Origin of the sequence: Pseudomonas aphyarum (assembly GCF_028657055.1) — a bacterium.
Classification (GTDB): Bacteria; Pseudomonadota; Gammaproteobacteria; order Pseudomonadales; family Pseudomonadaceae; genus Aquipseudomonas; species Aquipseudomonas aphyarum.
This window is the reverse complement of the sequence record NZ_JAMDGS010000012.1, coordinates 317,139-338,455: the sequence shown is the minus strand read 5'-3', so window position 1 is coordinate 338,455 and position 21,317 is coordinate 317,139. Positions and strand designations below refer to the sequence as shown.

Annotated in this window: 22 protein-coding genes and 1 tRNA gene; 15 read left to right on the top strand and 8 right to left on the bottom strand. The window is 60.6% G+C overall.

Features of this window, described 5'->3' with window-relative positions:
* Positions 1 to 101: 101 nt before the first annotated feature.
* A complete protein-coding gene (locus M5G18_RS18875; protein WP_007957980.1) occupies positions 102 to 773 on the top strand; it encodes a response regulator in 672 nt (223 codons plus the stop codon).
* Positions 766 to 2,151 (top strand): sensor histidine kinase, encoded by a 1,386-nt coding sequence (locus M5G18_RS18870; protein ID WP_273896536.1) that lies wholly within the window; start codon positions 766 to 768, stop codon positions 2,149 to 2,151. Before M5G18_RS18875 ends, M5G18_RS18870 begins: the two co-directional genes overlap by 8 nt.
* On the opposite strand, the gene M5G18_RS18865 is transcribed toward M5G18_RS18870, so the two are convergent.
* Together M5G18_RS18865 and ygfZ are read right to left on the bottom strand one after the other, a co-directional pair.
* The gene (locus tag M5G18_RS18865; protein WP_085605533.1) at positions 2,152 to 2,973 is read right to left on the bottom strand and encodes an HDOD domain-containing protein; all 822 of its coding nucleotides are present in this window, start codon (positions 2,971 to 2,973) and stop codon (positions 2,152 to 2,154) included. It lies immediately after the preceding gene.
* A gap of 35 nt (positions 2,974 to 3,008) precedes the next feature.
* Positions 3,009 to 3,950, bottom strand: a complete 942-nt coding sequence (ygfZ, locus tag M5G18_RS18860) for a CAF17-like 4Fe-4S cluster assembly/insertion protein YgfZ (protein WP_273896537.1) — start codon at positions 3,948 to 3,950, stop codon at positions 3,009 to 3,011.
* 149 nt (positions 3,951 to 4,099) lie between these two features.
* Here ygfZ and M5G18_RS18855 point away from each other — a divergent pair, with 149 nt between their 5' ends.
* Both M5G18_RS18855 and M5G18_RS18850 read left to right on the top strand, forming a co-directional pair.
* A complete protein-coding gene (locus M5G18_RS18855) occupies positions 4,100 to 4,354 on the top strand; it encodes an FAD assembly factor SdhE (protein ID WP_007957989.1) in 255 nt (84 codons plus the stop codon).
* Positions 4,338 to 4,790, top strand: a complete 453-nt coding sequence (locus M5G18_RS18850; RefSeq protein ID WP_273896538.1) for a protein YgfX — start codon at positions 4,338 to 4,340, stop codon at positions 4,788 to 4,790. The genes M5G18_RS18855 and M5G18_RS18850 overlap by 17 nt, the downstream gene beginning before the upstream one ends.
* Here the strand turns inward: M5G18_RS18850 and nadB are convergent.
* Positions 4,759 to 6,375 (bottom strand): L-aspartate oxidase, encoded by a 1,617-nt coding sequence (gene nadB, locus M5G18_RS18845; protein ID WP_007957994.1) that lies wholly within the window; start codon positions 6,373 to 6,375, stop codon positions 4,759 to 4,761. The genes M5G18_RS18850 and nadB overlap by 32 nt on opposite strands.
* Positions 6,376 to 6,933: 558 nt before the next feature.
* Between nadB and rpoE the strand changes: the two genes are divergently transcribed.
* The 4 genes from rpoE (at position 6,934) to M5G18_RS18825 (ending at position 10,760) form a co-directional block, all read left to right on the top strand.
* Entirely contained in the window at positions 6,934 to 7,515 is a 582-nt protein-coding gene (rpoE, locus tag M5G18_RS18840) for an RNA polymerase sigma factor RpoE/AlgU (RefSeq protein WP_003172477.1), read from the top strand.
* A gap of 31 nt (positions 7,516 to 7,546) precedes the next feature.
* On the top strand, positions 7,547 to 8,134 hold the full coding sequence (locus M5G18_RS18835; protein WP_011332903.1) for a sigma-E factor negative regulatory protein: 588 nt from the start codon (positions 7,547 to 7,549) through the stop codon (positions 8,132 to 8,134).
* 8 nt (positions 8,135 to 8,142) lie between these two features.
* Positions 8,143 to 9,105 carry a MucB/RseB C-terminal domain-containing protein gene (locus tag M5G18_RS18830; RefSeq protein ID WP_007958001.1) on the top strand — a complete coding sequence of 321 codons (963 nt, stop codon included), beginning with the start codon at positions 8,143 to 8,145 and terminating at the stop codon, positions 9,103 to 9,105.
* 206 nt (positions 9,106 to 9,311) lie between these two features.
* A complete protein-coding gene (locus tag M5G18_RS18825; protein WP_273896539.1) occupies positions 9,312 to 10,760 on the top strand; it encodes a DegQ family serine endoprotease in 1,449 nt (482 codons plus the stop codon).
* Positions 10,761 to 10,838: 78 nt separating this feature from the next.
* On the opposite strand, the gene M5G18_RS18820 is transcribed toward M5G18_RS18825, so the two are convergent.
* Positions 10,839 to 12,272, bottom strand: coding sequence for a M48 family metalloprotease (locus M5G18_RS18820; protein WP_273896540.1), 1,434 nt, complete (start codon positions 12,270 to 12,272; stop codon positions 10,839 to 10,841).
* A 97-nt stretch (positions 12,273 to 12,369) separates the two neighbouring features.
* Here M5G18_RS18820 and M5G18_RS18815 point away from each other — a divergent pair, with 97 nt between their 5' ends.
* Positions 12,370 to 12,609, top strand: coding sequence for a sulfurtransferase TusA family protein (locus M5G18_RS18815; RefSeq protein ID WP_007958011.1), 240 nt, complete (start codon positions 12,370 to 12,372; stop codon positions 12,607 to 12,609).
* Between the two features lie 32 nt (positions 12,610 to 12,641).
* The gene (locus M5G18_RS18810; RefSeq protein ID WP_007958012.1) at positions 12,642 to 13,712 is read left to right on the top strand and encodes an AI-2E family transporter; all 1,071 of its coding nucleotides are present in this window, start codon (positions 12,642 to 12,644) and stop codon (positions 13,710 to 13,712) included.
* 34 nt (positions 13,713 to 13,746) lie between these two features.
* On the opposite strand, the gene M5G18_RS18805 is transcribed toward M5G18_RS18810, so the two are convergent.
* Positions 13,747 to 14,220, bottom strand: a complete 474-nt coding sequence (locus M5G18_RS18805) for a peroxiredoxin (RefSeq protein ID WP_273896541.1) — start codon at positions 14,218 to 14,220, stop codon at positions 13,747 to 13,749.
* Between the two features lie 10 nt (positions 14,221 to 14,230).
* Complete coding sequence (locus M5G18_RS18800; protein ID WP_007958014.1) at positions 14,231 to 14,791, bottom strand: glycine cleavage system transcriptional repressor; 561 nt, start codon at positions 14,789 to 14,791, stop codon at positions 14,231 to 14,233.
* A 313-nt stretch (positions 14,792 to 15,104) separates the two neighbouring features.
* Between M5G18_RS18800 and dapA the strand changes: the two genes are divergently transcribed.
* The 5 genes from dapA (at position 15,105) to M5G18_RS18775 (ending at position 18,794) form a co-directional block, all read left to right on the top strand.
* Positions 15,105 to 15,983, top strand: a complete 879-nt coding sequence (gene dapA, locus M5G18_RS18795) for a 4-hydroxy-tetrahydrodipicolinate synthase (RefSeq protein ID WP_007958015.1) — start codon at positions 15,105 to 15,107, stop codon at positions 15,981 to 15,983.
* A 17-nt stretch (positions 15,984 to 16,000) separates the two neighbouring features.
* On the top strand, positions 16,001 to 17,116 hold the full coding sequence (gene bamC / locus M5G18_RS18790; protein ID WP_273896542.1) for an outer membrane protein assembly factor BamC: 1,116 nt from the start codon (positions 16,001 to 16,003) through the stop codon (positions 17,114 to 17,116).
* 4 nt (positions 17,117 to 17,120) lie between these two features.
* Positions 17,121 to 17,879, top strand: a complete 759-nt coding sequence (locus M5G18_RS18785) for an MBL fold metallo-hydrolase (protein WP_007958017.1) — start codon at positions 17,121 to 17,123, stop codon at positions 17,877 to 17,879.
* A 28-nt stretch (positions 17,880 to 17,907) separates the two neighbouring features.
* Positions 17,908 to 18,621 carry a phosphoribosylaminoimidazolesuccinocarboxamide synthase gene (gene purC / locus M5G18_RS18780; RefSeq protein ID WP_007958019.1) on the top strand — a complete coding sequence of 238 codons (714 nt, stop codon included), beginning with the start codon at positions 17,908 to 17,910 and terminating at the stop codon, positions 18,619 to 18,621.
* Between the two features lie 83 nt (positions 18,622 to 18,704).
* Positions 18,705 to 18,794, top strand: a tRNA-Ser gene (locus tag M5G18_RS18775).
* A gap of 75 nt (positions 18,795 to 18,869) precedes the next feature.
* Here the strand turns inward: M5G18_RS18775 and M5G18_RS18770 are convergent.
* Positions 18,870 to 19,766, bottom strand: a complete 897-nt coding sequence (locus M5G18_RS18770) for a DUF2950 domain-containing protein (RefSeq protein WP_273896543.1) — start codon at positions 19,764 to 19,766, stop codon at positions 18,870 to 18,872.
* Positions 19,763 to 21,163 (bottom strand): DUF3300 domain-containing protein, encoded by a 1,401-nt coding sequence (locus M5G18_RS18765; protein WP_273896544.1) that lies wholly within the window; start codon positions 21,161 to 21,163, stop codon positions 19,763 to 19,765. The genes M5G18_RS18770 and M5G18_RS18765 overlap by 4 nt, the downstream gene beginning before the upstream one ends.
* Positions 21,164 to 21,317 lie beyond the last annotated feature (154 nt).

Here is a 21,317-nt window from a genome sequence, read left to right as displayed (position 1 = left end):
CAGCAGGCTTTAACGCGTTTTCGGGCTTCACAGTGGCGGTTGCGGCTGTAAACTCCGCCGCAAAGAATGGCGTCGGCCATCCCTGAATGAGGTAGAGATCCATGCGTGTCCTGCTCGTCGAAGACCATTTGCCGCTGGCCGAAAGCGTCGCCCAGGCGCTCAAGAGCACCGGTCTGACCGTGGACGTCTTGCACGATGGCGTGGCTGCCGATCTGGCCCTGGGCAGCGAGGAATACGCGGTGGCGATCCTCGATGTCGGCCTGCCGCGCATGGACGGTTTTGAAGTGCTGGCGCGTCTGCGGGCCCGGGGCAAGAACCTGCCGGTGCTGATGCTGACCGCTCGCAGCGACGTCAAGGATCGGGTCCATGGACTCAATCTCGGTGCTGACGATTACCTCGCCAAGCCGTTCGAACTCACCGAACTCGAAGCGCGGGTCAAAGCCCTGTTGCGCCGCAGCGTGCTCGGCGGTGAACGCCAGCAGCGTTGCGGTGTGCTGGCCTATGACCTCGACACCCGACGCTTCACTCTCGGCGATGAATTGCTGACGCTGACCTCCCGCGAACAGGCGGTGCTCGAAGCGCTGATCGCCCGTCCGGGTCGAGTGATGAGCAAGGAGCAACTGGCTGCGCAGGTGTTCGGTCTCGACGAAGAGGCGAGCCCGGACGCCATCGAAATCTACGTGCACCGCCTGCGCAAGAAACTCGACGGCCATTCAGTGGCCATCGTGACCTTCCGAGGCCTGGGCTATCTGCTGGAAAGCCGCGATGCATAAGCCCAGCAGCCTGCGCTGGCGGTTGCTGTGGAACCTCGCGCTGCTGCTGGTGGTGTTGATGCTCGCCAGCGGATTGAGCGCGTACTGGAACGGTCGCGAAGCCGCCGACACCGCCTACGACCGCACGCTGCTGGCCTCGGCGCGGACTATTGCTGCCGGTCTGTCGCAACGCGATGGCAGTCTCAGTGCCGATGTGCCTTACGTGGCGCTCGACACCTTCGCGTACGACAGCGCCGGGCGCATCTATTACCAGGTCAACGACATCAACCAGAAGTTGATTTCCGGCTACGAAAACCTGCCGGGTCCGCCACCGGGCACGCCGAGAACCGACAGCTATCCCGCCCTGGCGCGCTTTTACGACGCTACATATCAGGGGCAGAACGTTCGTGTGGTGAGTCTGCTCAAGGCGGTCAGCGAGCCGAACATGAACGGCATGGCGGAAATTCGCGTCGCCGAAACCGACGAGGCGCGCGTCAGCATGGCTCGCAGCCTGGCGGCCGATACTTTGCTGCGATTGGGCATGCTGGCGATTGGCGCGTTGTTGCTGGTGTGGTTTGCGGTGAGTGCTGCGCTGCGGCCGATCGAGCGTTTGCGCACGGCAGTGGAAGAGCGTCAGCCCGACGACCTGCGGCCGTTGCCGCTGGTCGAGGTGCAACATGAGTTGTGGCCGCTGGTGCGGGCGCTCAATCACTTTACCGAACGCCTGCGCGGGCAATTCGAGCGGCAGGCGCAATTCATCGCCGATGCGGCCCATGAACTGCGCACGCCATTGGCGGCGCTCAAGGCCCGACTTGAACTGGGCTTGCGCTCAAACGAGCCGCAGACCTGGCGCGACACGTTGGAATCTTCGGCGCAAAGCACGGATCGCCTGACCCATCTGGCCAACCAGTTGCTGTCGCTGGCACGAGTGGAAAACGGTGCCCGGGCGATTGCCGAGGGCGGTGCGCAGTTGCTCGATCTGAGTCAGTTGGCGCGGGAACTGGGCATGGCCATGGCGCCGCTGGCCCACGCGCGGGGTGTCGCGCTGGCGTTGGAAGCGGATGAACCGGTCTGGCTGCGCGGCGAGCCGACGTTGCTCAACGAGTTGCTGAGCAATCTGGTGGATAACGCGCTGGCGCACACGCCGCCGGGCGGCAACGTAATTTTGCGGGTCACGTCGCCGGCGGTGCTGGAGGTTGAAGACGATGGGCCGGGCATTCCGCTGGAGGAGCGGGATCGGGTGTTCGAACGCTTTTACCGACGCAACCAGCAGGTGGCCGGTTCCGGGCTGGGGTTGGCGATTGTCGGGGAAATCTGCCGCGCGCATCTGGCGCAGATCAGTCTGCACGATGGCGAGCAGGCGGGTTTGAAGGTGCGGGTGAGTTTTGTCGCCGGTTGATCAGTAGAACATCGACCGCGATTCTTCCAGATCGGCGCACAGCGCCTTGTTCTCCGGGTCGATACCGAGCTTGCGGAATGCCGGCACGCTGAACGGATCGATGCGGGCCATCGGGTGGTCGGTGTCCTTGTGGCAATACAGGCTGGCCACTTGCACGATGTCGACGTAATCGATCTGCTGCGATTCGCGCTTGAGATCCTGATACAGCCCCGGCAACTCCACCAGACGCTCCGGAAACTCCCAGACCCGCAGCAGCTTGTCGCCGAGCAATGGGTGAATGTGGTCGATCACATGGTTGAGGCTCACCGGATCGGACAGCAATTCGTAGTGGTCTTCGGCATAGGTCAGGATCGGCAGCACGCCGATCTGATGAACCAGTCCACCGAGCGCGGCCTGATCGGGCTTGAGCTGCGTGTAACGGCGGCACAGGGCGTAGCTGACGCCGGCGATCTCCAGACTCTTGCGCCAGACTTCGCGCATCTTCTGTTCGACCACGTCGGAGCGGGCGTGGAAGATCTGCTCCATCACCAGGCCGATCGCCAGGTTGCTGCTGTAATTGACGCCGAGCCGGGTAATGGCGGTGTGCAGGTCGGTGACTTCCTGAGTGGCGCGCAGCAGCGGGCTGTTGACCACTTTGATCAGGCGCGCCGACAGCGCCGTGTCACGGCCGATCACTTTGCTCAGGTCGCTGACGCTGATATCCGGGTCTTCGGCGGCCTTGCGAATCTGCAGGGCCACTTCCGGTAACGTTGGCAGAACCAGGTCATCGTTATCGATGGCCTCAACCAAATCCTGTTGGACCTTATCCGCCAGCTCACTCATGTCGTTTCTCTAGGGTGTTGCAACAAATGCTGCGATCAACGCTGGATTTCGCGGTCGCGATCCAGTTCGTAAGGCAGGTCGAGCAAGTGCAGCGCCGGACCTTCGGCCGTGCCCAGATGCAAATCGCCTGCGTCGGCAGCTTCGGCCTGCAACACGGCCAGCAGTTCAATATTCTTTTCGGCACGGGCGGCCAGCACCACTTCGCCGATGGAACTGCCGTGGCTCGGGGCGAACAGCGGGGTGCCCGGCTCCGGCAACTCGCTGGCGTCCAGTTGCACGCGGTACAGGCGACGCTTGAGTTTGCCCAGATACTGCATGCGCGCGACGATTTCCTGACCGGTGTAGCAGCCTTTCTTGAAACTCACGCCGCCGACGGCCTGCAGATTGAGCATCTGCGGGATGAACAGCTCACGGGTGCTCGGCATGACCTGACCGATACCGGCGCGGATCTGGCCCAGCAGCCATTGATTGAGTTCGGCTTCGCTCAACTGCGCGGACAGCTTGCCTTTGACGGAGTCGGCCTGATCGGCGGGCACCCAGAGTTCGGCACGATTCGGTGAGACGCGAATCGCGATCAGCCCTTCGTGGCGAGCCACGCTGTCGGTATCCGCCGGCAGTTCCAGACCCAGGCTGCTCAGGGCAGCATCGCCATGATCCAGACCGAAGCGCACCCAGGAGGCGCTTTCATCGGTCAGTTTCGATTTGGAGAACACCGCGTACTTCTTCAGATCCGCCAGTTGCGGCTCCAGCAGCTCGTCGGCCATCGCCAGCAGCACGCCGTCGCCTTCCAGCACGATGCGGAAACTCGACTGCATCCGGCCTTTCTGCGTGCAGCGGGCACCAAGGCTGGCCTGGGTATCACTCAGGTAATTGATGTTGCAGGTCAGCTGGCCTTGCAGGAATTTGCCGGCATCCGCGCCGCGAACCGCGAGAACGCCTTCATGAGAAAGTGTGCAGAAAAAAGCAGAATCGGCCATGGGTCATCGCAGGGTAAATAGACTGGGGCACATCATAAGGGGGTGGTGTTGAAATGGGTAGTTGATAAAGGATCGGTGGTGCCCGACCAAAGCCGACTGTTCGACCCGCTTCGGGCCTGTATACTTGCGGCCTATTTGAGGAGGGCTCCATGGTCGAACAAGTTGAACTGAATCGCCTCTTTTGGCACAGCCGTCGCGGCATGCTGGAACTCGACGTGTTGCTGGTGCCGTTCGTGAAAGAGGTCTACGCCAATCTGAACGAGGTGGATCGCGCGCTGTATGTCCGCCTGCTCGAGTGCGAGGATCAGGACATGTTTGGCTGGTTCATGGAGCGCAGCGAATCGGAAGATCCCGAGCTGCAACGCATGGTTCGCATGATTCTGGATCGTGTCCAGCCCAAGTAACACGTTCGAATGCCGCTGGCATGCCTCACGGCAGTTGCTGGCGGCGTATCTTCTGGCCCAGGCATTCGCGCTGGGGTCTTTGTTTCTATTGTCGATTTCTTTCTGGGCCGGTTTGCTTGGGGCTTTCGCGTGTCTCGGCCATGCTGCCTGGGTGTTGCCACGGCAGATCCTGCTGAGTCATCCCAAGGCATTTTGCGGATTGCGTCGGGATGCGGATGGCTGGCAGCTGTGGAACAAGACCGATGGCTGGCAAGCGGTGCAGTTGCGCCCTGACAGCCTGGCGCTGCCACTGATCGTGGTGCTGCGCTTTCGCTTGGGTGGTGAGCGGCGGGTCAGGTCGATCTGCGTGCCCCGGGATGCGCAGGCGGCGGATCTGCACCGACGCCTGCGGGTACGCCTCAAGTTCAGCCGACGTAGGTGGGCGGCACTAGAATAGTGTCGAGTGCTTCGGGCAGCAGGTCCGGATAGTCGAGGGTGTAATGCAGGCCTCGGCTCTCCTTGCGCTCCATGGCCGAGCGGATCATCAGTTCCGCTACCTGCGCCAGGTTGCGCAACTCGATCAGGTCACGGCTGACTTTATAGTTGCTGTAGAACTCGTCGATTTCATCCAGCAGCAGACGCACGCGATGTTGGGCCCGCTGCAGGCGCTTGTTGGTGCGCACGATACCGACGTAGTCCCACATGAATCGCCGCAATTCGTCCCAGTTGTGGGCGATGATCACGTCTTCATCGGAGTCGGTCACCTGGCTGGCGTCCCAGGCGGGCAGGGCGCGCGGGATCGCAACGTCGGGCAGTTGCTCAAGGATGTCCGCCGCTGCCGAACGGGCGTAGACGAAGCATTCGAGCAGCGAGTTGCTGGCCATGCGGTTGGCACCGTGCAGGCCGGTGAAGCTGGTTTCGCCGATGGCGTACAGGCCGGGCACGTCGGTGCGGCCCTGTTGATCGACCATCACGCCGCCGCAGGTGTAGTGCGCGGCGGGTACGACCGGGATCGGTTGTTTGGTGATGTCGATGCCGAATCCGAGGCAGCGCTCGTAGACGGTCGGGAAGTGCGATTTGATGAAGGCTTCGGGTTTGTGGCTGATGTCGAGGTAGACGCAGTCGACGCCCAGACGCTTCATTTCATGGTCGATAGCGCGGGCGACGATGTCCCGTGGCGCCAGTTCGGCACGTGAGTCGAAGCGCTGCATGAAACGTTCGCCGTTCGGCAGCTTCAAATGGGCGCCTTCACCGCGCAGGGCCTCGGTTACCAGAAAGCTCTTGGCTTGCGGGTGATAGAGGCAGGTGGGGTGGAACTGGTTGAACTCCAGGTTCGCCACCCGGCAGCCCGAACGCCAGGCCATGGCGATGCCATCACCGCAGGCACCGTCAGGGTTGCTTGTATATAGATAGACTTTCGCTGCACCGCCGGACGCCAGGATCACGAAGCGTGCACCGAAGGTATCGACTTCCCCGGTTTTGCGGTTGAGTACGTAGGCGCCGAGGCAGCGTTCACCTTCCAGACCCAACCGGCGCTCGGTGATCAGATCGACCGCTACCCGCTGTTCGAGCAATTCGATGTTCGGGCGTTCTTTGGCCTGGGCCAGCAGGGTCGTGAAAATCGCGGCGCCAGTGGCATCGGCGGCGTGGATTATCCGTCGGTGGCTGTGGCCGCCTTCGCGGGTCAGGTGGAATTCGAAGCCGCCGTCTTCCGTGCCGGACTGTTCGTCGCGGGTGAACGGCACGCCCTGGTCGATCAGCCACTGGATCGCCTCTTTGCTGTGCTCGACGGTGAAACGCACCGCGTCTTCATGGCACAGGCCGCCGCCGGCATTGAGGGTGTCATCGACGTGGGATTCGACGGTATCGGTGTCGTCCAGTACGGCCGCGACGCCACCTTGTGCCCAATAGGTCGAGCCGTTGGCGAGGTCGCCTTTGCTCAGTACGGCGATGCGCAAGTGACCGGGCAGGGTCAGCGCGAGACTCAAACCGGCAGCGCCGCTGCCAATCACCAGGACATCGTGTTGAAACTGTTGGCTCATTTCAGGATTCCGCTCAAAGCGACCCGGGTCGGGGTTGGCGCAGGACAGGCGGATGGGCGAGTCGAGACAGCCACACAGCCCACTAGTATATAGAGGGGTGGGGCGGCACAATAGCCGGGCCGATATGGCATTGTGAAACTACCGTGACGGAAAAATACCGACGCTTTGTCGGAAGTTTTTTTTACTGGTTTTGGGAAAAAGCGACTGTATCGCAGATGAAACACGCTTTTTCCGCTCACGGTTGCACAATGTCGGCGCGGCACGTCTATAAATATTTGGAACTTTTGCCAGAGGCTCAAGATCAATAGACAGTTGCCCGAAACAAGGGACAGTGTCGGCTTCAATGCGGAACCTGCGGTTGGGTTCTTGCCGGTGAGCCGATGACAAGATTATTCGCGCAGCCGGTTCATCCCGCGCTGCGTTTTTCGTGCGTGCCAAATCAGAGCCCGCAGGAAACTTGCTTGGAGGGGGAGAACTTTTGCGAAAAGCCCGAGTCTATGTTTGCAAGTCCGGTCGTTTGGTCATGCAAGCCTCCTCCGAGTTTATCGAGGAGTGTTCATGCTAACCCAGGAAGAGGATCAGCAGCTGGTCGAACGCGTTCAGCGTGGCGACAAGCGAGCTTTCGATCTGCTGGTGCTGAAGTATCAGCACAAAATTCTCGGGTTGATCGTGCGTTTTGTGCACGACACCCATGAAGCCCAGGACGTCGCACAAGAAGCCTTTATCAAGGCGTATCGAGCGCTTGGAAATTTCCGCGGCGACAGTGCGTTTTATACGTGGCTGTACCGCATCGCCATCAACACGGCGAAGAACTATCTGGTTTCACGCGGCCGTCGGCCGCCGGATAGCGATGTAAGTTCCGAGGATGCAGAGTTCTATGACGGCGATCACGGCCTGAAAGATCTCGAGTCTCCTGAACGTGCATTGCTGCGGGATGAGATCGAAGGCACCGTCCATCGAACCATTCAGCAACTGCCAGAGGATTTGCGCACGGCGTTAACTTTGCGCGAATTCGATGGTCTGAGTTACGAGGACATCGCGAGCGTCATGCAATGTCCGGTTGGTACCGTGCGCTCCCGGATTTTCCGCGCCCGGGAGGCCATCGATAAAGCCCTGCAGCCGTTGTTGCAGGAAAACTAAAGACAGCGGCGACAGCCAAGAGAGGAACGCCATGAGTCGTGAAGCCCTGCAGGAATCGCTGTCCGCAGTGATGGATAACGAAGCGGACGAACTGGAATTGCGTCGAGTGCTCAATGCACTGGACGATGTTGAAACCCGTGAAACCTGGGCTCGTTACCAGATCGCTCGGGCAGCCATGCACAAGGATCTGTTGCTTCCACGTCTGGATCTCGCTGCGGCCGTTTCTGCTGCGCTGGAAGACGAAGCAACCCCAGCCAAAGTATCCCGCGGTCCATGGCGCAGTCTCGGTCGTCTGGCCGTAGCTGCTTCGGTGACCGTTGCCGTTCTCGCAGGTGTTCGTCTGTACAACCAGGACGAAATTGCCGGCGTCGAACTCGCTCAGCAATCCAACCAGCCAGTGTTGGCCACTCCTCAGGTCAAAGGCCCGGCGGTATTGGCAGGCTATAATGAGAGTTCGGAAGCTACTGGTCCAATGGCCAATGGCGTACTGCAAGGTCAGCCAGGCTGGCACGATCAGCGTCTGCCAGGTTACCTGCGTCAACACGCTCAACAGGCTGCCTTGAAAGGCACCGAGAGCGCGCTGCCATATGCACGTGCAGCAAGCCTGGAAAACCGTTAAGGGGGATCATGCGCGCCATACCTCTACTTTCGCTTCTGCTCAGCGGCTGGTTCATTGTTCCAGCCCACGCCGACGAGGCTCAGGACTGGTTGACCCGCCTGGGCCAGGCCGAGCAGCAGCAAAGCTTTCACGGCACATTCGTTTACGAGCGTAACGGTAGCTTTTCTACCCACAACATCTGGCATCGTGTCCAGAATGGCCAGGTCCGCGAGCGTTTGCTTCAGCTCGACGGTTCGGCTCAGGAAGTCGTGCGCATTGATGGACATACTCAATGCGTCAGCGGCACCCTGATTGCGGGGCTTGGGGATTCTCCCAATTCCGCCGCTCGCCCTCTCGATCCTCAAAAGCTGAAGAACTGGTATGAGCTTGCCGTCATTGGCAAGTCGCGCGTGGCCGGGCGTGAGGCGGTGATTGTATCGCTGACGCCGCGAGATCAGCACCGCTACGGTTTCGAACTGCATCTGGATAAGGAAACGGGTCTGCCGCTCAAGTCGCTGCTGTTGAACGACAAGGGGCAGTTGCTTGAGAGATTCCAGTTCACTCGGTTGGATACCTCTGAAGTTCCATCCGACAAGGATCTGCAAGCCAACTCCGATTGCAAGACAGTCACCCTCGACAGCGACAAGGCGTCTGCGGTCAAGACCGCACAGGTCTGGCGTTCCGACTGGCTGCCTCCTGGCTTCGAACTGACCAGCAGTTCCTCGCACAAGGATCCGGAAACCAAGACCCAGGTCAACAGCTTGATGTATGACGATGGTCTTGCCCGATTCTCTGTCTTTTTGGAGCCGCTGAACGGCGCAACCGTCACCGATACCCGGACTCAACTGGGCCCTACCGTTGCCGTATCCCGCCGCCTGACTACACCTCAAGGTGAAATGATGGTGACGGTGGTTGGCGAAATTCCAATCGGGACCGCCGAACGGATTGCCCTGTCGATGCGCAATGATGGCGCTGCAACCAGCAAGCAGTGAGCTGATTCCAGCTATCTCCACTTCGTCGTCGAGACGTGAAATGTTTGCTGAGCATTTTCATTTGCAAAACACCCAAAAATTTTTTATAGGTCAGAGCCTCTCGGCTCTGGCCTTGTTTGTTGTTCCCGGAACAAAAATGCCGGCCTGTGGTTTCCGGTGTTCCTTGCTCCATATCGCTTAACCCTGCTCGTCGTAACGGGAGCTGTATGTCGATACCAAGCTTGAAGTCTTATCTCTCCATTTTCGCCACTGTGCTGGTGCTCGGTCAGGCTGTTCCTGCAGTCCAGGCGGCTGAAGCGGCCAGCCCGGCCAGCCTGCCTGATTTCACCCAACTGGTCGAACAGGCCTCGCCTGCGGTGGTGAACATCAGTACCACGCAAAAGCTGCCGGATCGCAAAGTGAACCAGCAGATGCCTGATCTGGAAGGCTTGCCGCCGATGCTGCGCGAGTTCTTCGAACGCGGCATGCCGCCGCAACAGCGCTCTCCGCGCGGTGATCGCCAGCGTGAAGCGCAGTCTTTGGGTTCGGGCTTCATCATTTCGCCGGATGGCTACATCCTGACCAACAACCACGTGATCGCCGATGCCGACGAAATCCTCGTTCGTCTGGCTGATCGCAGTGAAATGAAAGCCAAGCTGATCGGCACCGACCCACGTTCCGACGTGGCGCTGCTGAAAATCGAAGGCAAGGATCTGCCAGTGCTGAAGCTTGGCAAATCCCAGGACCTGAAAGCCGGTCAGTGGGTGGTCGCAATCGGTTCGCCATTCGGCTTTGACCACACCGTGACCCAAGGCATCGTCAGTGCCGTCGGCCGCAGCCTGCCGAACGAAAATTACGTGCCATTCATCCAGACCGACGTGCCGATCAACCCGGGTAACTCCGGTGGCCCGCTTTTCAACCTGAACGGTGAAGTGGTCGGGATCAACTCGCAGATCTACACCCGTTCCGGTGGCTTCATGGGTGTGTCGTTCGCCATTCCGATCGACGTGGCGATGGACGTTTCCAATCAGCTGAAAAGCGGCGGCAAAGTCAGCCGTGGCTGGCTGGGCGTCGTCATCCAGGAAGTGAACAAGGATCTGGCCGAGTCGTTCGGTCTGGACAAACCGGCAGGTGCGCTGGTTGCACAGATTCAGGATGACGGCCCGGCTGCCAAGGGCGGCCTGCAAGTGGGTGACGTGATCCTGAGCATGAACGGTCAACCGATCGTCATGTCCGCTGACCTGCCACATCTGGTGGGCGCTTTGAAGGCCGGCGCCAAGGCCAACCTCGAAGTGATTCGTGACGGCAAGCGCAAGAATGTCGAGCTGACTGTCGGCGCCATTCCGGACGAAGACAAGGAACTGGATGCCCTGCCGAAATCCGGTGCCGAGACCAACAGCAATCGTCTGGGTGTTTCGGTCGCCGAGCTGAGCGCCGATCAGAAGAAAACCTACGACCTGAAGGGCGGTGTGGTGATCAAGGAAGTGCAGGACGGTCCTGCGGCCCTGATCGGTCTGCAACCGGGCGACATCATCACCCACCTGAACAATCAGGCCATTGGCTCTTCGAAGGAGTTCGCCGAGATCGCCAAGGCGCTGCCGAAGAACCGTTCGGTGTCGATGCGCGTTCTGCGTCAGGGTCGTGCCAGCTTCATCACCTTCAAACTGGCTGAATGATCCAGTTGTCTAAGAAGTAAAAGAAACCGCCTCGAAAGAGGCGGTTTTTTTGTGTCCGGAATTTGTCTCGGCGCGGGCTTAACCCATCATGTCCTTGACCATGCGCTCCTGCTCCATCAGCTCGCGCTGGCGTGCATCGATGCGCGAGGACAGCGGGAAGTTGCTGCCAGCCTTGCGCTTGGCAAAATCCAGTTGCTGGATCGCCTGACGGTAATCGCCGACCAGTGCGAAATACTCGGCACGGGCCTGATGCAGGCCAATGATGTTGCCGGACAGTCCGCGTGTTTCTGCAACCTGATACCAGACGTCCGGATCGTCCGGACGCGATTTCAACAAACCTTCCAGCGCCTTCTCCGCATCAGCGGTGCGGTTCTGTTTCAGCAACAGATCGACGCGTACCTGATTCAGCGGGTAATTGCCTGGATACTGACCGAGCATCCGGTCAACCCGGGACTGGGCATCGGCCAGCTTGTTGTTGGTGATGTCCAGATCGATCTGCGCCAGGTTGTAGATGATCTCGTTCGGCGATTTGGCCAGCAGTTGCTTGAGATTCTCCCGTGCTTCATTCAACTGACCGCCCTTGATCTGGGCGATCGCCAGTCCATAACGGGCCACATCGTTGTTCGGATTATCGTCCAGTTGAGCGCGGAAACGCTTGGCGCCAAGGCCCGGCGTTTCTTCGTAGGTCAACTGGACCCGCGCGCGGATCAGTTGATAGCGCTTGCTGTCTTCGATGCCGCCGGGTTTAGCCTGTTCGGCGCGGTTGCGGGTGTCGGCGATCCGCGATTCGGTGACCGGGTGAGTCAGCAGGAATTCCGGCGGCTTGGCGTCAAAACGATACTGGCGCATCAAACGCTCGAACATGGTCGGCATCGAGCGAGGATCGTAGCCGGCCTTTTCCAGGTTGAGGATGCCGATGCGGTCGGCTTCCTGCTCGTTCTGGCGCGAGAAGCGCCGTTGTTCCTGGATCGCCGCCGCCTGGGTGCCGGCAATCGCAGCAATCCCGGCATCGCCTGCGCCTGCCGCAGCGATCACGATACCGGCCAGCAGCGCCGCCATCATCGGCACCTGCATCCGCTGCGAAGCCTCGACGCCGCGGGCGAAGTGGCGTTGGGACAAGTGAGCCAGTTCGTGAGCCAGTACCGAGGCATATTCGCCTTCGGTCTGGGCGTTGAGGAACAGACCGCCGTTGACCCCGACAATCCCGCCCGGTGCCGCGAAGGCGTTGAGCTGCGGGCTGTTGATCAGGATGAATTCCAGGCGTCGGTCATTGACCTGGCTGGTTTCCACCAGCTTGTAGACGCTGGACTCGACGTAGTCCTTGAGCTGTGGATCGTTGAGCTGCGAAACCTGGCTACGCAGCAACGCCAGCCAGGCGCGACCCAATTGATATTCCTGTTGCGGCGAGACGATGGCAGAGCTGGCGTCACCGAGTGACGGCAGGTCGTCGGCGAAGCCCGGTGAGGCGAGCAGGCAAGCGAGCGTCAGCAGGGTAGGGCGCAGAAATGTCATGCACAAAGCCTTAGTCGACAAAGACCTTACTGTAGCCGGACACCGGGCTTGCGACCAGATATTCTAGGCAGCCTGACCACCTGATCCGGAGTGACGCATGACCGACGCTGTAGCCCATGACTGTGAACTGGACGCCAGTGGCCTGAATTGTCCGTTGCCGTTGCTCAAGGCCAAGATGGAGCTGAACAAGCTGCCCAGTGGCGCGGTACTCAAGGTGATTGCCACGGATGCCGGCTCGCAACGCGACTTTCGCACCTTTGCCAAATTGGCCGGTCATACGCTGCTGCGTGAAGAAGACGAGGCGGGTGTCTACCGTTACTGGCTGAAAAAAGCCTGAAACCGACCGCGTAAATGACCTAAGGAAAATTGATGTTCAAAGTGTTGCGCGACTGGATTCAGCGCTACTTCTCCGATGAGGAAGCGGTGGTGCTGGCGGTTTTGCTGTTTCTCGCCTTCACCGCGGTGCTGACGCTGGGCGGAATGCTCGCGCCGGTGCTGGCCGGGATGGTGCTGGCGTACCTGATGCAGGGGCTGGTGGTCACGCTCGAACGTTTGCGCGTGCCCGGTGGAGCGGCGGTCGGTCTGGTGTTTGCGCTGTTCATGGGCGTGCTGATGGTGTTCATCGTCGTGGTGCTGCCGTTGCTCTGGCATCAGTTGATCACCCTGTTCAACGAGCTGCCGGGCATGCTCGCCAAGTGGCAATCGCTGCTGTTGTTGCTGCCGGAGCGCTATCCGCATCTGGTCTCCGACGAGCAGGTGCTGCAAGCGATCGAAGCGGCGCGGGGCGAGATCGGCAAATTCGGCCAGTGGGCGCTGACGTTCTCGTTGTCGAGCCTGCCGCTGCTGGTGAACATCATGATCTACCTGGTGCTGGTGCCGATCCTGGTGTTCTTCTTCCTCAAGGATCGGGCAATGATCGGCGAGTGGGTGCGCGGCTATTTGCCGCGTGAGCGGGCGCTGATCACCCGGGTCGCCGAAGAAATGAACCGGCAGATCGCCAACTACATTCGCGGCAAGGTCATCGAGATCGTGATTTGTGGTGGCGTGACTTACATCGCATTCGTCGCACTGGGACTGAACTACGCGGCGCTGCTGGCCCTGTTGGTCGGCGTGTCGGTGGTGGTGCCGTATGTCGGGGCGGTGGTGGTGACCGTGCCGGTGCTGCTGATTGCGCTGTTCCAGTGGGGCTGGAGCGATCAGTTCATCTATTTGATGGCGGTCTACGGGATCATTCAGACCCTGGACGGCAACGTTCTGGTGCCGTTGCTGTTTTCCGAAGCGGTCAACCTGCACCCGGTGGCGATCATCTGCGCGGTGCTGTTGTTCGGCGGGTTGTGGGGATTCTGGGGAGTGTTCTTCGCGATTCCGCTGGCGACGCTGTTCAAGGCTGTGCTTGATGCATGGCCGCGCAAGGAGCCGGTGGTGGCGCCGCTGCTTTGAAAATGAAGCGGCGCCCGCAAGGGCGCCGACAGCATCAGGCCTTGTTCAGCGCCTGAGCAGCAGCCAGCACTGCATCCACATGTCCTGGCACCTTCACGCCGCGCCATTCCTGACGCAGTACACCGTCCTTGTCGATCAGGAAGGTGCTGCGATCAACGCCCAGGTATTCCTTGCCGTAAAGTTTTTTCAGCTTGATCACGTCGAACAGCTGGCAGACGGCTTCGTCCTTGTCGCTGATCAGCTCGAACGGAAACTCCTGCTTGCACTTGAAGTTCTCGTGGGACTTCAGGCTGTCGCGAGAGATGCCGAAGATTTCCGTGTTGGCAGCCTTGAACGCTGCGTACTGATCGCGAAAGCCCTGACCTTCGGTCGTGCAGCCCGGGGTGCTGTCCTTCGGATAGAAGTAGATCACCACTTGCTTGCCCTTGAGGGCGGACAGGCTAACAGTCTGCCCGCTGGTGGCAGGTGCTTCGAAATCCGTAACCGGTTGGTCGATGACAACGGCCATGAAAGCTTCCTTACATTGGGTTCTGTGGGCGCCAGGGTTCGATCAGTGCATCCAGGTTCATGGCGTCGGCGAAATCCAGGAACTGGTCGCGCAGCCAGCTGATCTGGGTGCCGGCGGGCAGGGTCACGGTGAACGTGGCGTTGAGCATGGTGCCGCCGGTCTGCGGTGCCTGATAGGTATCGCACGTCAGGTTTTCCAGCTCGACGTTGTGATCCATGAAGAACTGGCACAGCTCGTTGATGATGTCCGGGCGGTACGCCGAAGACACGTAAGCCACATACGGCAGGGCTTGCGGACGATTTTCCAGGGCGGCGCTGCGCACCACGTTGACGGTGAACGCATGACGCTTGGCCAGCACCGGCAGGCTGCCTTCAAGGCGAGCCAGGGCGTCCCAGCTGCCGGAGACTTCGAGCACCAGCGCGCTGCACTCGCCGTGGCGGGTCAGGCGCGAGGTGACGACCGCGCAGCGGTTTTCATGGCTGGCGCGGCACAGGACGTTGGTCAGCTCCATGGGATTGGCGCCGAGGGCACTGATGACAAGGAATTGTTCGCGAACTGTGGGGGTGGACATGCAGCATTCCTAAAGCGATGAGCGGTCGGTAGGGAGAGGGCGTTGATTGCCGGGGCAATGACTGTCCGGAAGGCCCGATTCGTGTGGCGCTACGGCTCCATGAACAAGGAAGCGTACGGCAACGACACTGGAACGGGGCCCGGGAGGCCGAAACGGGAGACTGGAACCCGGCGTACAAGCTGATCAGTACCGATCAAAGTCTGAAGGGTAGCGAAAAGCGGCGCCAAGGGGAATGGCGGCACAGTACTTCGCTTGTGCAAGCATCTTGGCGCCAGTACCATTACCGCTCTCTTTTTCCGGCAGGAGCGGTTTCATGATTGCGGGCAGTATGGTGGCACTGGTCACACCCATGGATGCACAAGGGCGTCTTGACTGGGACAGCCTCAGCAAACTCGTGGACTTCCATCTCAAGAACGGCACCCATGCCATTGTCGCGGTCGGCACCACCGGCGAGTCGGCAACCCTTGATGTAGAAGAACACATCGCCGTCATCAAAGCCGTGGTCAAACAGGTTGCCGGTCGCATTCCGGTGATCGCCGGTACCGGCGCCAACTCGACCCGCGAAGCTGTCGAGCTGACCCGCAACGCCAAGGAAGCCGGCGCCGATGCCTGCCTGCTGGTAGTTCCGTACTACAACAAGCCGACCCAGGAAGGCCTGTACCAGCACTTCAAGCACATTGCCGAAGCGGTCGACATCCCACAGATTCTCTACAACGTTCCTGGTCGCACTTCCTGCGACATGCAGGCCGAGACCGTGATCCGCCTGTCCACCGTGCCGAACATCATCGGCATCAAGGAAGCGACCGGCGACCTGAAACGCGCCAAGGCGATCATCGACGGCGTGAGCAAGGACTTCATCGTGCTGTCCGGCGATGATCCGACCGCCGTCGAGCTGATCCTGCTGGGCGGCAAGGGCAACATCTCTGTTACCGCCAACGTCGCGCCACGCGAAATGGCCGACCTGTGCGAGGCCGCGCTGAAGGGCGATGCCGAGACCGCACGGGCCATCAACGAAAAACTGATGCCGCTGCACAAGGACCTGTTCATCGAAGCCAACCCGATTCCGGTGAAGTGGGCTTTGGTCGAAATGGGCCTGATGCACCAAGGCATCCGCCTGCCGCTGACCTGGCTGAGCGCTCCTTGTCATGAAACGCTGCGCTCGGCCCTGCGCCAGTGCAACGTCCTGGTTTAATTGAGGAAGTACAACGCATGAAGCGAATGGCCGGACTTTCCGCACTTGCCTTGATTATCTCCAGCACCAGTGGCTGCGGATGGATCTGGGGCCCGGAAGGTTATTTCCGTGACCGTGGTAGCGATTACCTGGAAGCGCAACAGACTGCACCGATGCAACTGCCACCGGACGTCAGCACCTCCAAGCGCCTGGATCCGCTGCTGCCGATCCCGCGCAACGTGGCCGACGACACCGCCAAGGGTGAATACATCGTTCCGCGTCCTCAACCGCTGTCGGCCGTTGCCGACGCCAGCGACTACTCGCTGCAGAAGAGCGGTGATTCGCGTTGGGTCATGGCCCAGCACCCACCGGCCGAAGTCTGGCCAGTGGCGGTGCAGTACTTCCAGGACAACGGTTTCCGTCTGGATGAACAGCGCCCGCAAACCGGCGAATTCACCACCACCTGGCAGCATTCCGACGAACTGTCCGCCGCCATGGCCAAGCGCCTGAGCGCCGCCGGCGTCAGCACCGACAGCGAAACCCGCGTGCGGGTACGCATCGAGCCGGGCGTGCAGCGCAACACCAGTGAAGTCTATGTGGTCAGCGCCGAGCGTCCTGCCGGCAGCACCGCCGACGTGGCCTTCACCAACCGTTCGGTCAACACCGGCCTCGACGCTGCGCTGGTCGACGACATGCTCGCGAGCATGAGCCGTACGTCCGAGAAGGGTGGTTCGGTGTCGATGCTGGCTTCGCGTGATTTCGATACCCCGAGCCGTGTCAGCCTGAGCGAAGACGGCAGCGGCAACCCGGTACTGAACGTCGGTACGGACCTGGATCGTGCCTGGTCGAGCGTCGGTCGTGCGCTGGAGCAGGGCGAATGGCGCGTTGAAGACATCAACCGCAGCCTGGGTCTCTACTACATCAACTTGTCCGAAAAGGCCGAGAAGAAAGACGAGAAGCCTGGTTTCTTCAGCACCCTGTTCGGCAGCGCGCCGACCAAGGAAGAAGTTGAAGCCCGTGCCGAGCGTTATCAGGTTCGCCTGAGCAAGGTCGGCGAGAACGTTCAGGTGACCGTCGAGAAAAACATCAACACCGTTGCGCCGGCCGATGTGGCCCGCAAAGTGTTGAGCGTGATTCAGGACAATCTGGGCTGATCCAATGCGTTTTGCCGTTCTCGGCAGCGGTAGCCAAGGGAACGGCACGCTGATCGCCAGTGCTGATACGTATGTGCTGGTGGATTGTGGTTTTTCCCTGCGGGAAACCGAAAAACGCCTGTTGCGACTGGGTGTGAACCCGGCGCAACTGAGCGCGATACTCGTAACCCACGAACATGCCGACCACGTGCATGGCGTGGGTTTGCTGTCTCGGCGCTACAATCTGCCTGTCTACCTCAGTCGCGGCACACTGCGCGGGATGCGCAAACCGATTGAACCTGCCGGTTTCGTGACCGGTGGCGAGCAACTGCAGATCGGTGCTCTGAACATCGGGGTCATTGCCGTGGCCCATGATGCGCAGGAACCGACTCAGTACGTATTCAGTGACGGCGAGCGGCGCTTCGGCCTGCTGACTGACCTGGGCTCTTACTGCGAGCGGGTGCTGGACGGCTATCGGGACCTCGATGCGTTGATGATCGAGTCCAACCATTGTCGCGACATGCTGGCCCGTGGTCATTACCCGTACTTTCTCAAGCAGCGGGTGGGCGGCGAGCTGGGACATTTGAATAACCATCAGGCGGCATTCCTGGTGGCCGAGTTGGGCTGGCAAGGCCTGCAACACCTGGTCCTGGCCCATCTGAGCAGCAAGAACAACCTGCCGCAGCTGGCCCGGCAATGTTTTGTCGACACCCTCGGGTGCGACCCGGACTGGCTGCAACTGGCCGATCAAGATTCAGGGCTCGACTGGCGCCACATCGCCTAGCCCATCTACTTAGCAAGCGGAGCCCATCATGGAAAAACGTGAAGAACTCTACCGCGGCAAAGCCAAATCGGTTTACAAGACCGACGACGCTGACCGCTTGATCCTGCTGTTTCGCAACGACACTTCGGCGTTCGACGGCAAGCGCATCGAGCAGCTCGACCGCAAAGGCATGGTGAACAACAAGTTCAACGCCTTCATCATGCAGAAACTCGAAGCGGCCGGCATTCCGACCCAATTCGACAAGCTGCTGGCCGACAACGAAGTGCTGGTGAAAAAACTCGACATGATCCCGGTCGAGTGCGTCGTGCGTAACTACGCCGCCGGCAGCCTGGTCAAGCGTCTGGGCGTCGAGGAGGGCATGAAGCTCAACCCGTACACCTTCGAACTGTTCCTGAAGGACGACGCCAAGGGCGACCCGTTCATCAACGAATCCCACGTCGTGGCGTTCGGCTGGGGCACTGCCGAGCAACTGGCGCGCATGAAAGAACTGTCGCTCAAGGTCAACGAAGTCCTGAGCAAACTGTTCGACGACGCAGGCCTCTTGCTGGTGGACTTCAAGCTTGAATTTGGCGTGTTCAGCGACGGCTCCATCGTGCTGGGCGACGAGTTCAGCCCGGACGGCTGCCGTCTGTGGGACAAGGACACCAAGAAGAAGATGGACAAGGACCGCTTCCGCCAGGGCCTCGGTGACGTCATCGAAGCCTACGAAGAAGTCGCCAACCGTCTGGGCGTACCGCTTTAATCGACGCAAGCATCTGATAGCACGGAGAAATTTTCGAAAGAGGGTTTGCTTTCGATAAAAGTGTTGTTATGATGCGCGCCGTTGGAGAGATGCCAGAGTGGCCGAATGGGACGGATTCGAAATCCGTTGTACCTTCACCGGTACCTAGGGTTCGAATCCCTATCTCTCCGCCATACATAGATAAAGCCCCGTAGATGAAAATCTACGGGGCTTTTTCGTTTCCGATCCAACGCAATTCGCTACCCCAACTACTTCTGCCTCAAATCCACCACTTCCCAACTATCATCCGGATCAAACCGCGTCATCGCCTTCGCCACCTTCTCCCCATCCGGCCCGAGGTCCTTCTGAAACACCTGGCCCTCATGGCTGATCATGAAGCTCATCACCCCGGTGTCGTCATACTTCGCTGGCCAGGCGATCAAGGCGAACCCGCGACTCATCTTGTCTCCAATCAGATAGCTGTAAGCGCCGCCCGGGGCTGACGGGCCTTGGGCGTCGAGGATGCGGAAGTGGTAGCCGTGCCAGTCTTCGTCGTTGATGGCCTGGCCGAAGGCGGGGCCGAGGGGGCTAATCTGGTTGGTGTCGTCTTCTGGCCAGTAGAGGCCGTCGTGTTTGCCGGGGGAGCTGAAGATTTTCTGTGCGTATTCGAGGGCACCGTCGCCGTCGCGGTCTTCCGAGGCGTAGTCCATTTGGGCGTCGTGGTAGGCCAGCGCCGATTGCACTGCCGCCAGTTCGTTGCGGCCGATGCGACGGGCGCGGATTTCGACCTGGGCGGCTTTCATGTCGAAGCGCCAGCCGGTTTTGTCTTTGATCAGCGGGATGGGCAGCGTCCAGTGATCGGGCCCGACGGAGAGCACGGCCTTGCTGTCGCCGGTCTTTTCCAGGGTGTGCTGTTCGCGGTATTGCTGCAGGAAGGCATCGACATCGCTGCGCTGCACGCCTTCACGGGGAATGAAGCTGTGCCATTCCTCGCCCAGCAGTTGGGTCAGGCGTTTTTGGTCGGCGTGTTGCGTACCGAGGGCTTCGACGAAGGCGTCAGCGGCTTTTTCCGGGGTTGGAAATACCTGCTGGGCCGCGGCGAAGCTCGACAATGCGAGGCCGGCCGTGAGGGCTAGACAGCCTTTGACGAGAGAATGAATGTTCATCGACGGCCACCTCCTCTCTGACGCATGCCCCCGCCGGATGGCCTGCTGATCTGCTGTCCGGCGGCGCGTGAGGTGTTGGGACGTTGCGCGGAAATCTGGCTGGCCCGGCCGCGATCAGCCTGGACGCGGGTCTGTGACGGAGAGCGCGCGCCGGCGAAGGCGTTGTTGCGCGCGCTGCCCGCTGCGGGTCGGGCTTGGGACGCACGGTTGTCACGTTGATTGACGCCGGGCTGGCGCGCCTCCCGCGTGTTGCTTTGAGCACGGTCGGCGGCTCTGGGTCTGTCCGCACCACCTTGCATGCGATTGCCGGCATTGGCGGATTGCGCTTCGCGGACTTGATTGCGGGCTTCCCGATTGCTGGTGGCGGGGCGTTCGAAACCGGCCCTGTCCATCGAACTGCGCGCCCGTTCCCGAGCCTGTGCCCGCTGCGCGTTGTCCCCGCGATAAGCGTCACGCTGAGCCGCGCCGTCCAGCTGCCGGCCATACTGCGCGCGGCTGCGGTTGTCACGATAGGGCACGCCATCGCGATGCACGGTGTTGTGCTGCCACTTGTTCTGGTTGTTGGTGATCCGGTTGTTGGCGTTGATGTTGTTGTAACGGTTCACATCGATGTCGATGTCGTTATGGCCCCAATCGCAGTTACCCCACAACGACGCAACGACCGCCACGCCCGTACCGAAGGCCAGCCCGGCCACCAGTGCCTGACCCGGGTAGTAAGCGGGCGGCGGCGGGTAATACACCGGCGGCGAGGCCGGATAAGGCCAGGTGCCGTAAGTGGTGGTCGGGTTATAGCTCGGGACGTAGACCACCTGCGGATCGGCGGGCTGAATGATGATGGTCGTGTTGTCGGCAGACTTGGTTGTCCCGGCAGAGATGGGTGGGGTTACGTTCTGCACTGTCACATTCTGATATTGATTGCTCTGCAGATTGCCTGCCGCCTGGGCCTGACGCCGCAAGCGCTGAACGCCGGCCATGAGTTCGTCAGGCTGGGCCAGAAAGGCGTCCCCCAGACGTTGCACCCAGACCGGATCCTGCCCCAGTGTCGCCAAGACCTGCGGAAACGCCACCAACGCCTGCACGCTCGGATCCCACGTCTGGCTGGCCACTTGCTTGACCGCGTCATCGCCCTTGGCGTCCGGATGAGCCTTGGACCAGGTCGCGGCTTCGGCGACTTCTCCCGGATACGTGGCGGCCATCAGCACTTGAGCAAGCAGGGGATCGGGATACAGCGCAATCGACGCGAGCATCTGGTCGAGCTGCTCCGTGGTAAACACGGCATCTTTGGCCGGCGCGGTGGCAGCTGCCGGGGCCGCAGGCGCATCGGCAGCCTGCAACCAGAGCGGTGCAGCGCTCAAGGCGAGCAGGAGCGACGCGGCACGCAAGAGCGAACTGTGCATGACCTCTTCCCCACATCCAGATGGCAGGTTTGCAACACGCGAGGCATCAACGGCCGACATCGGACGCTACGCCGTGATGGAGAATGGTTGGCGATTGGCGTTCCGTCAAAAACTGCACAGGTTTTTTCGCAATAAGCACGTTGCCTGAGCGTTA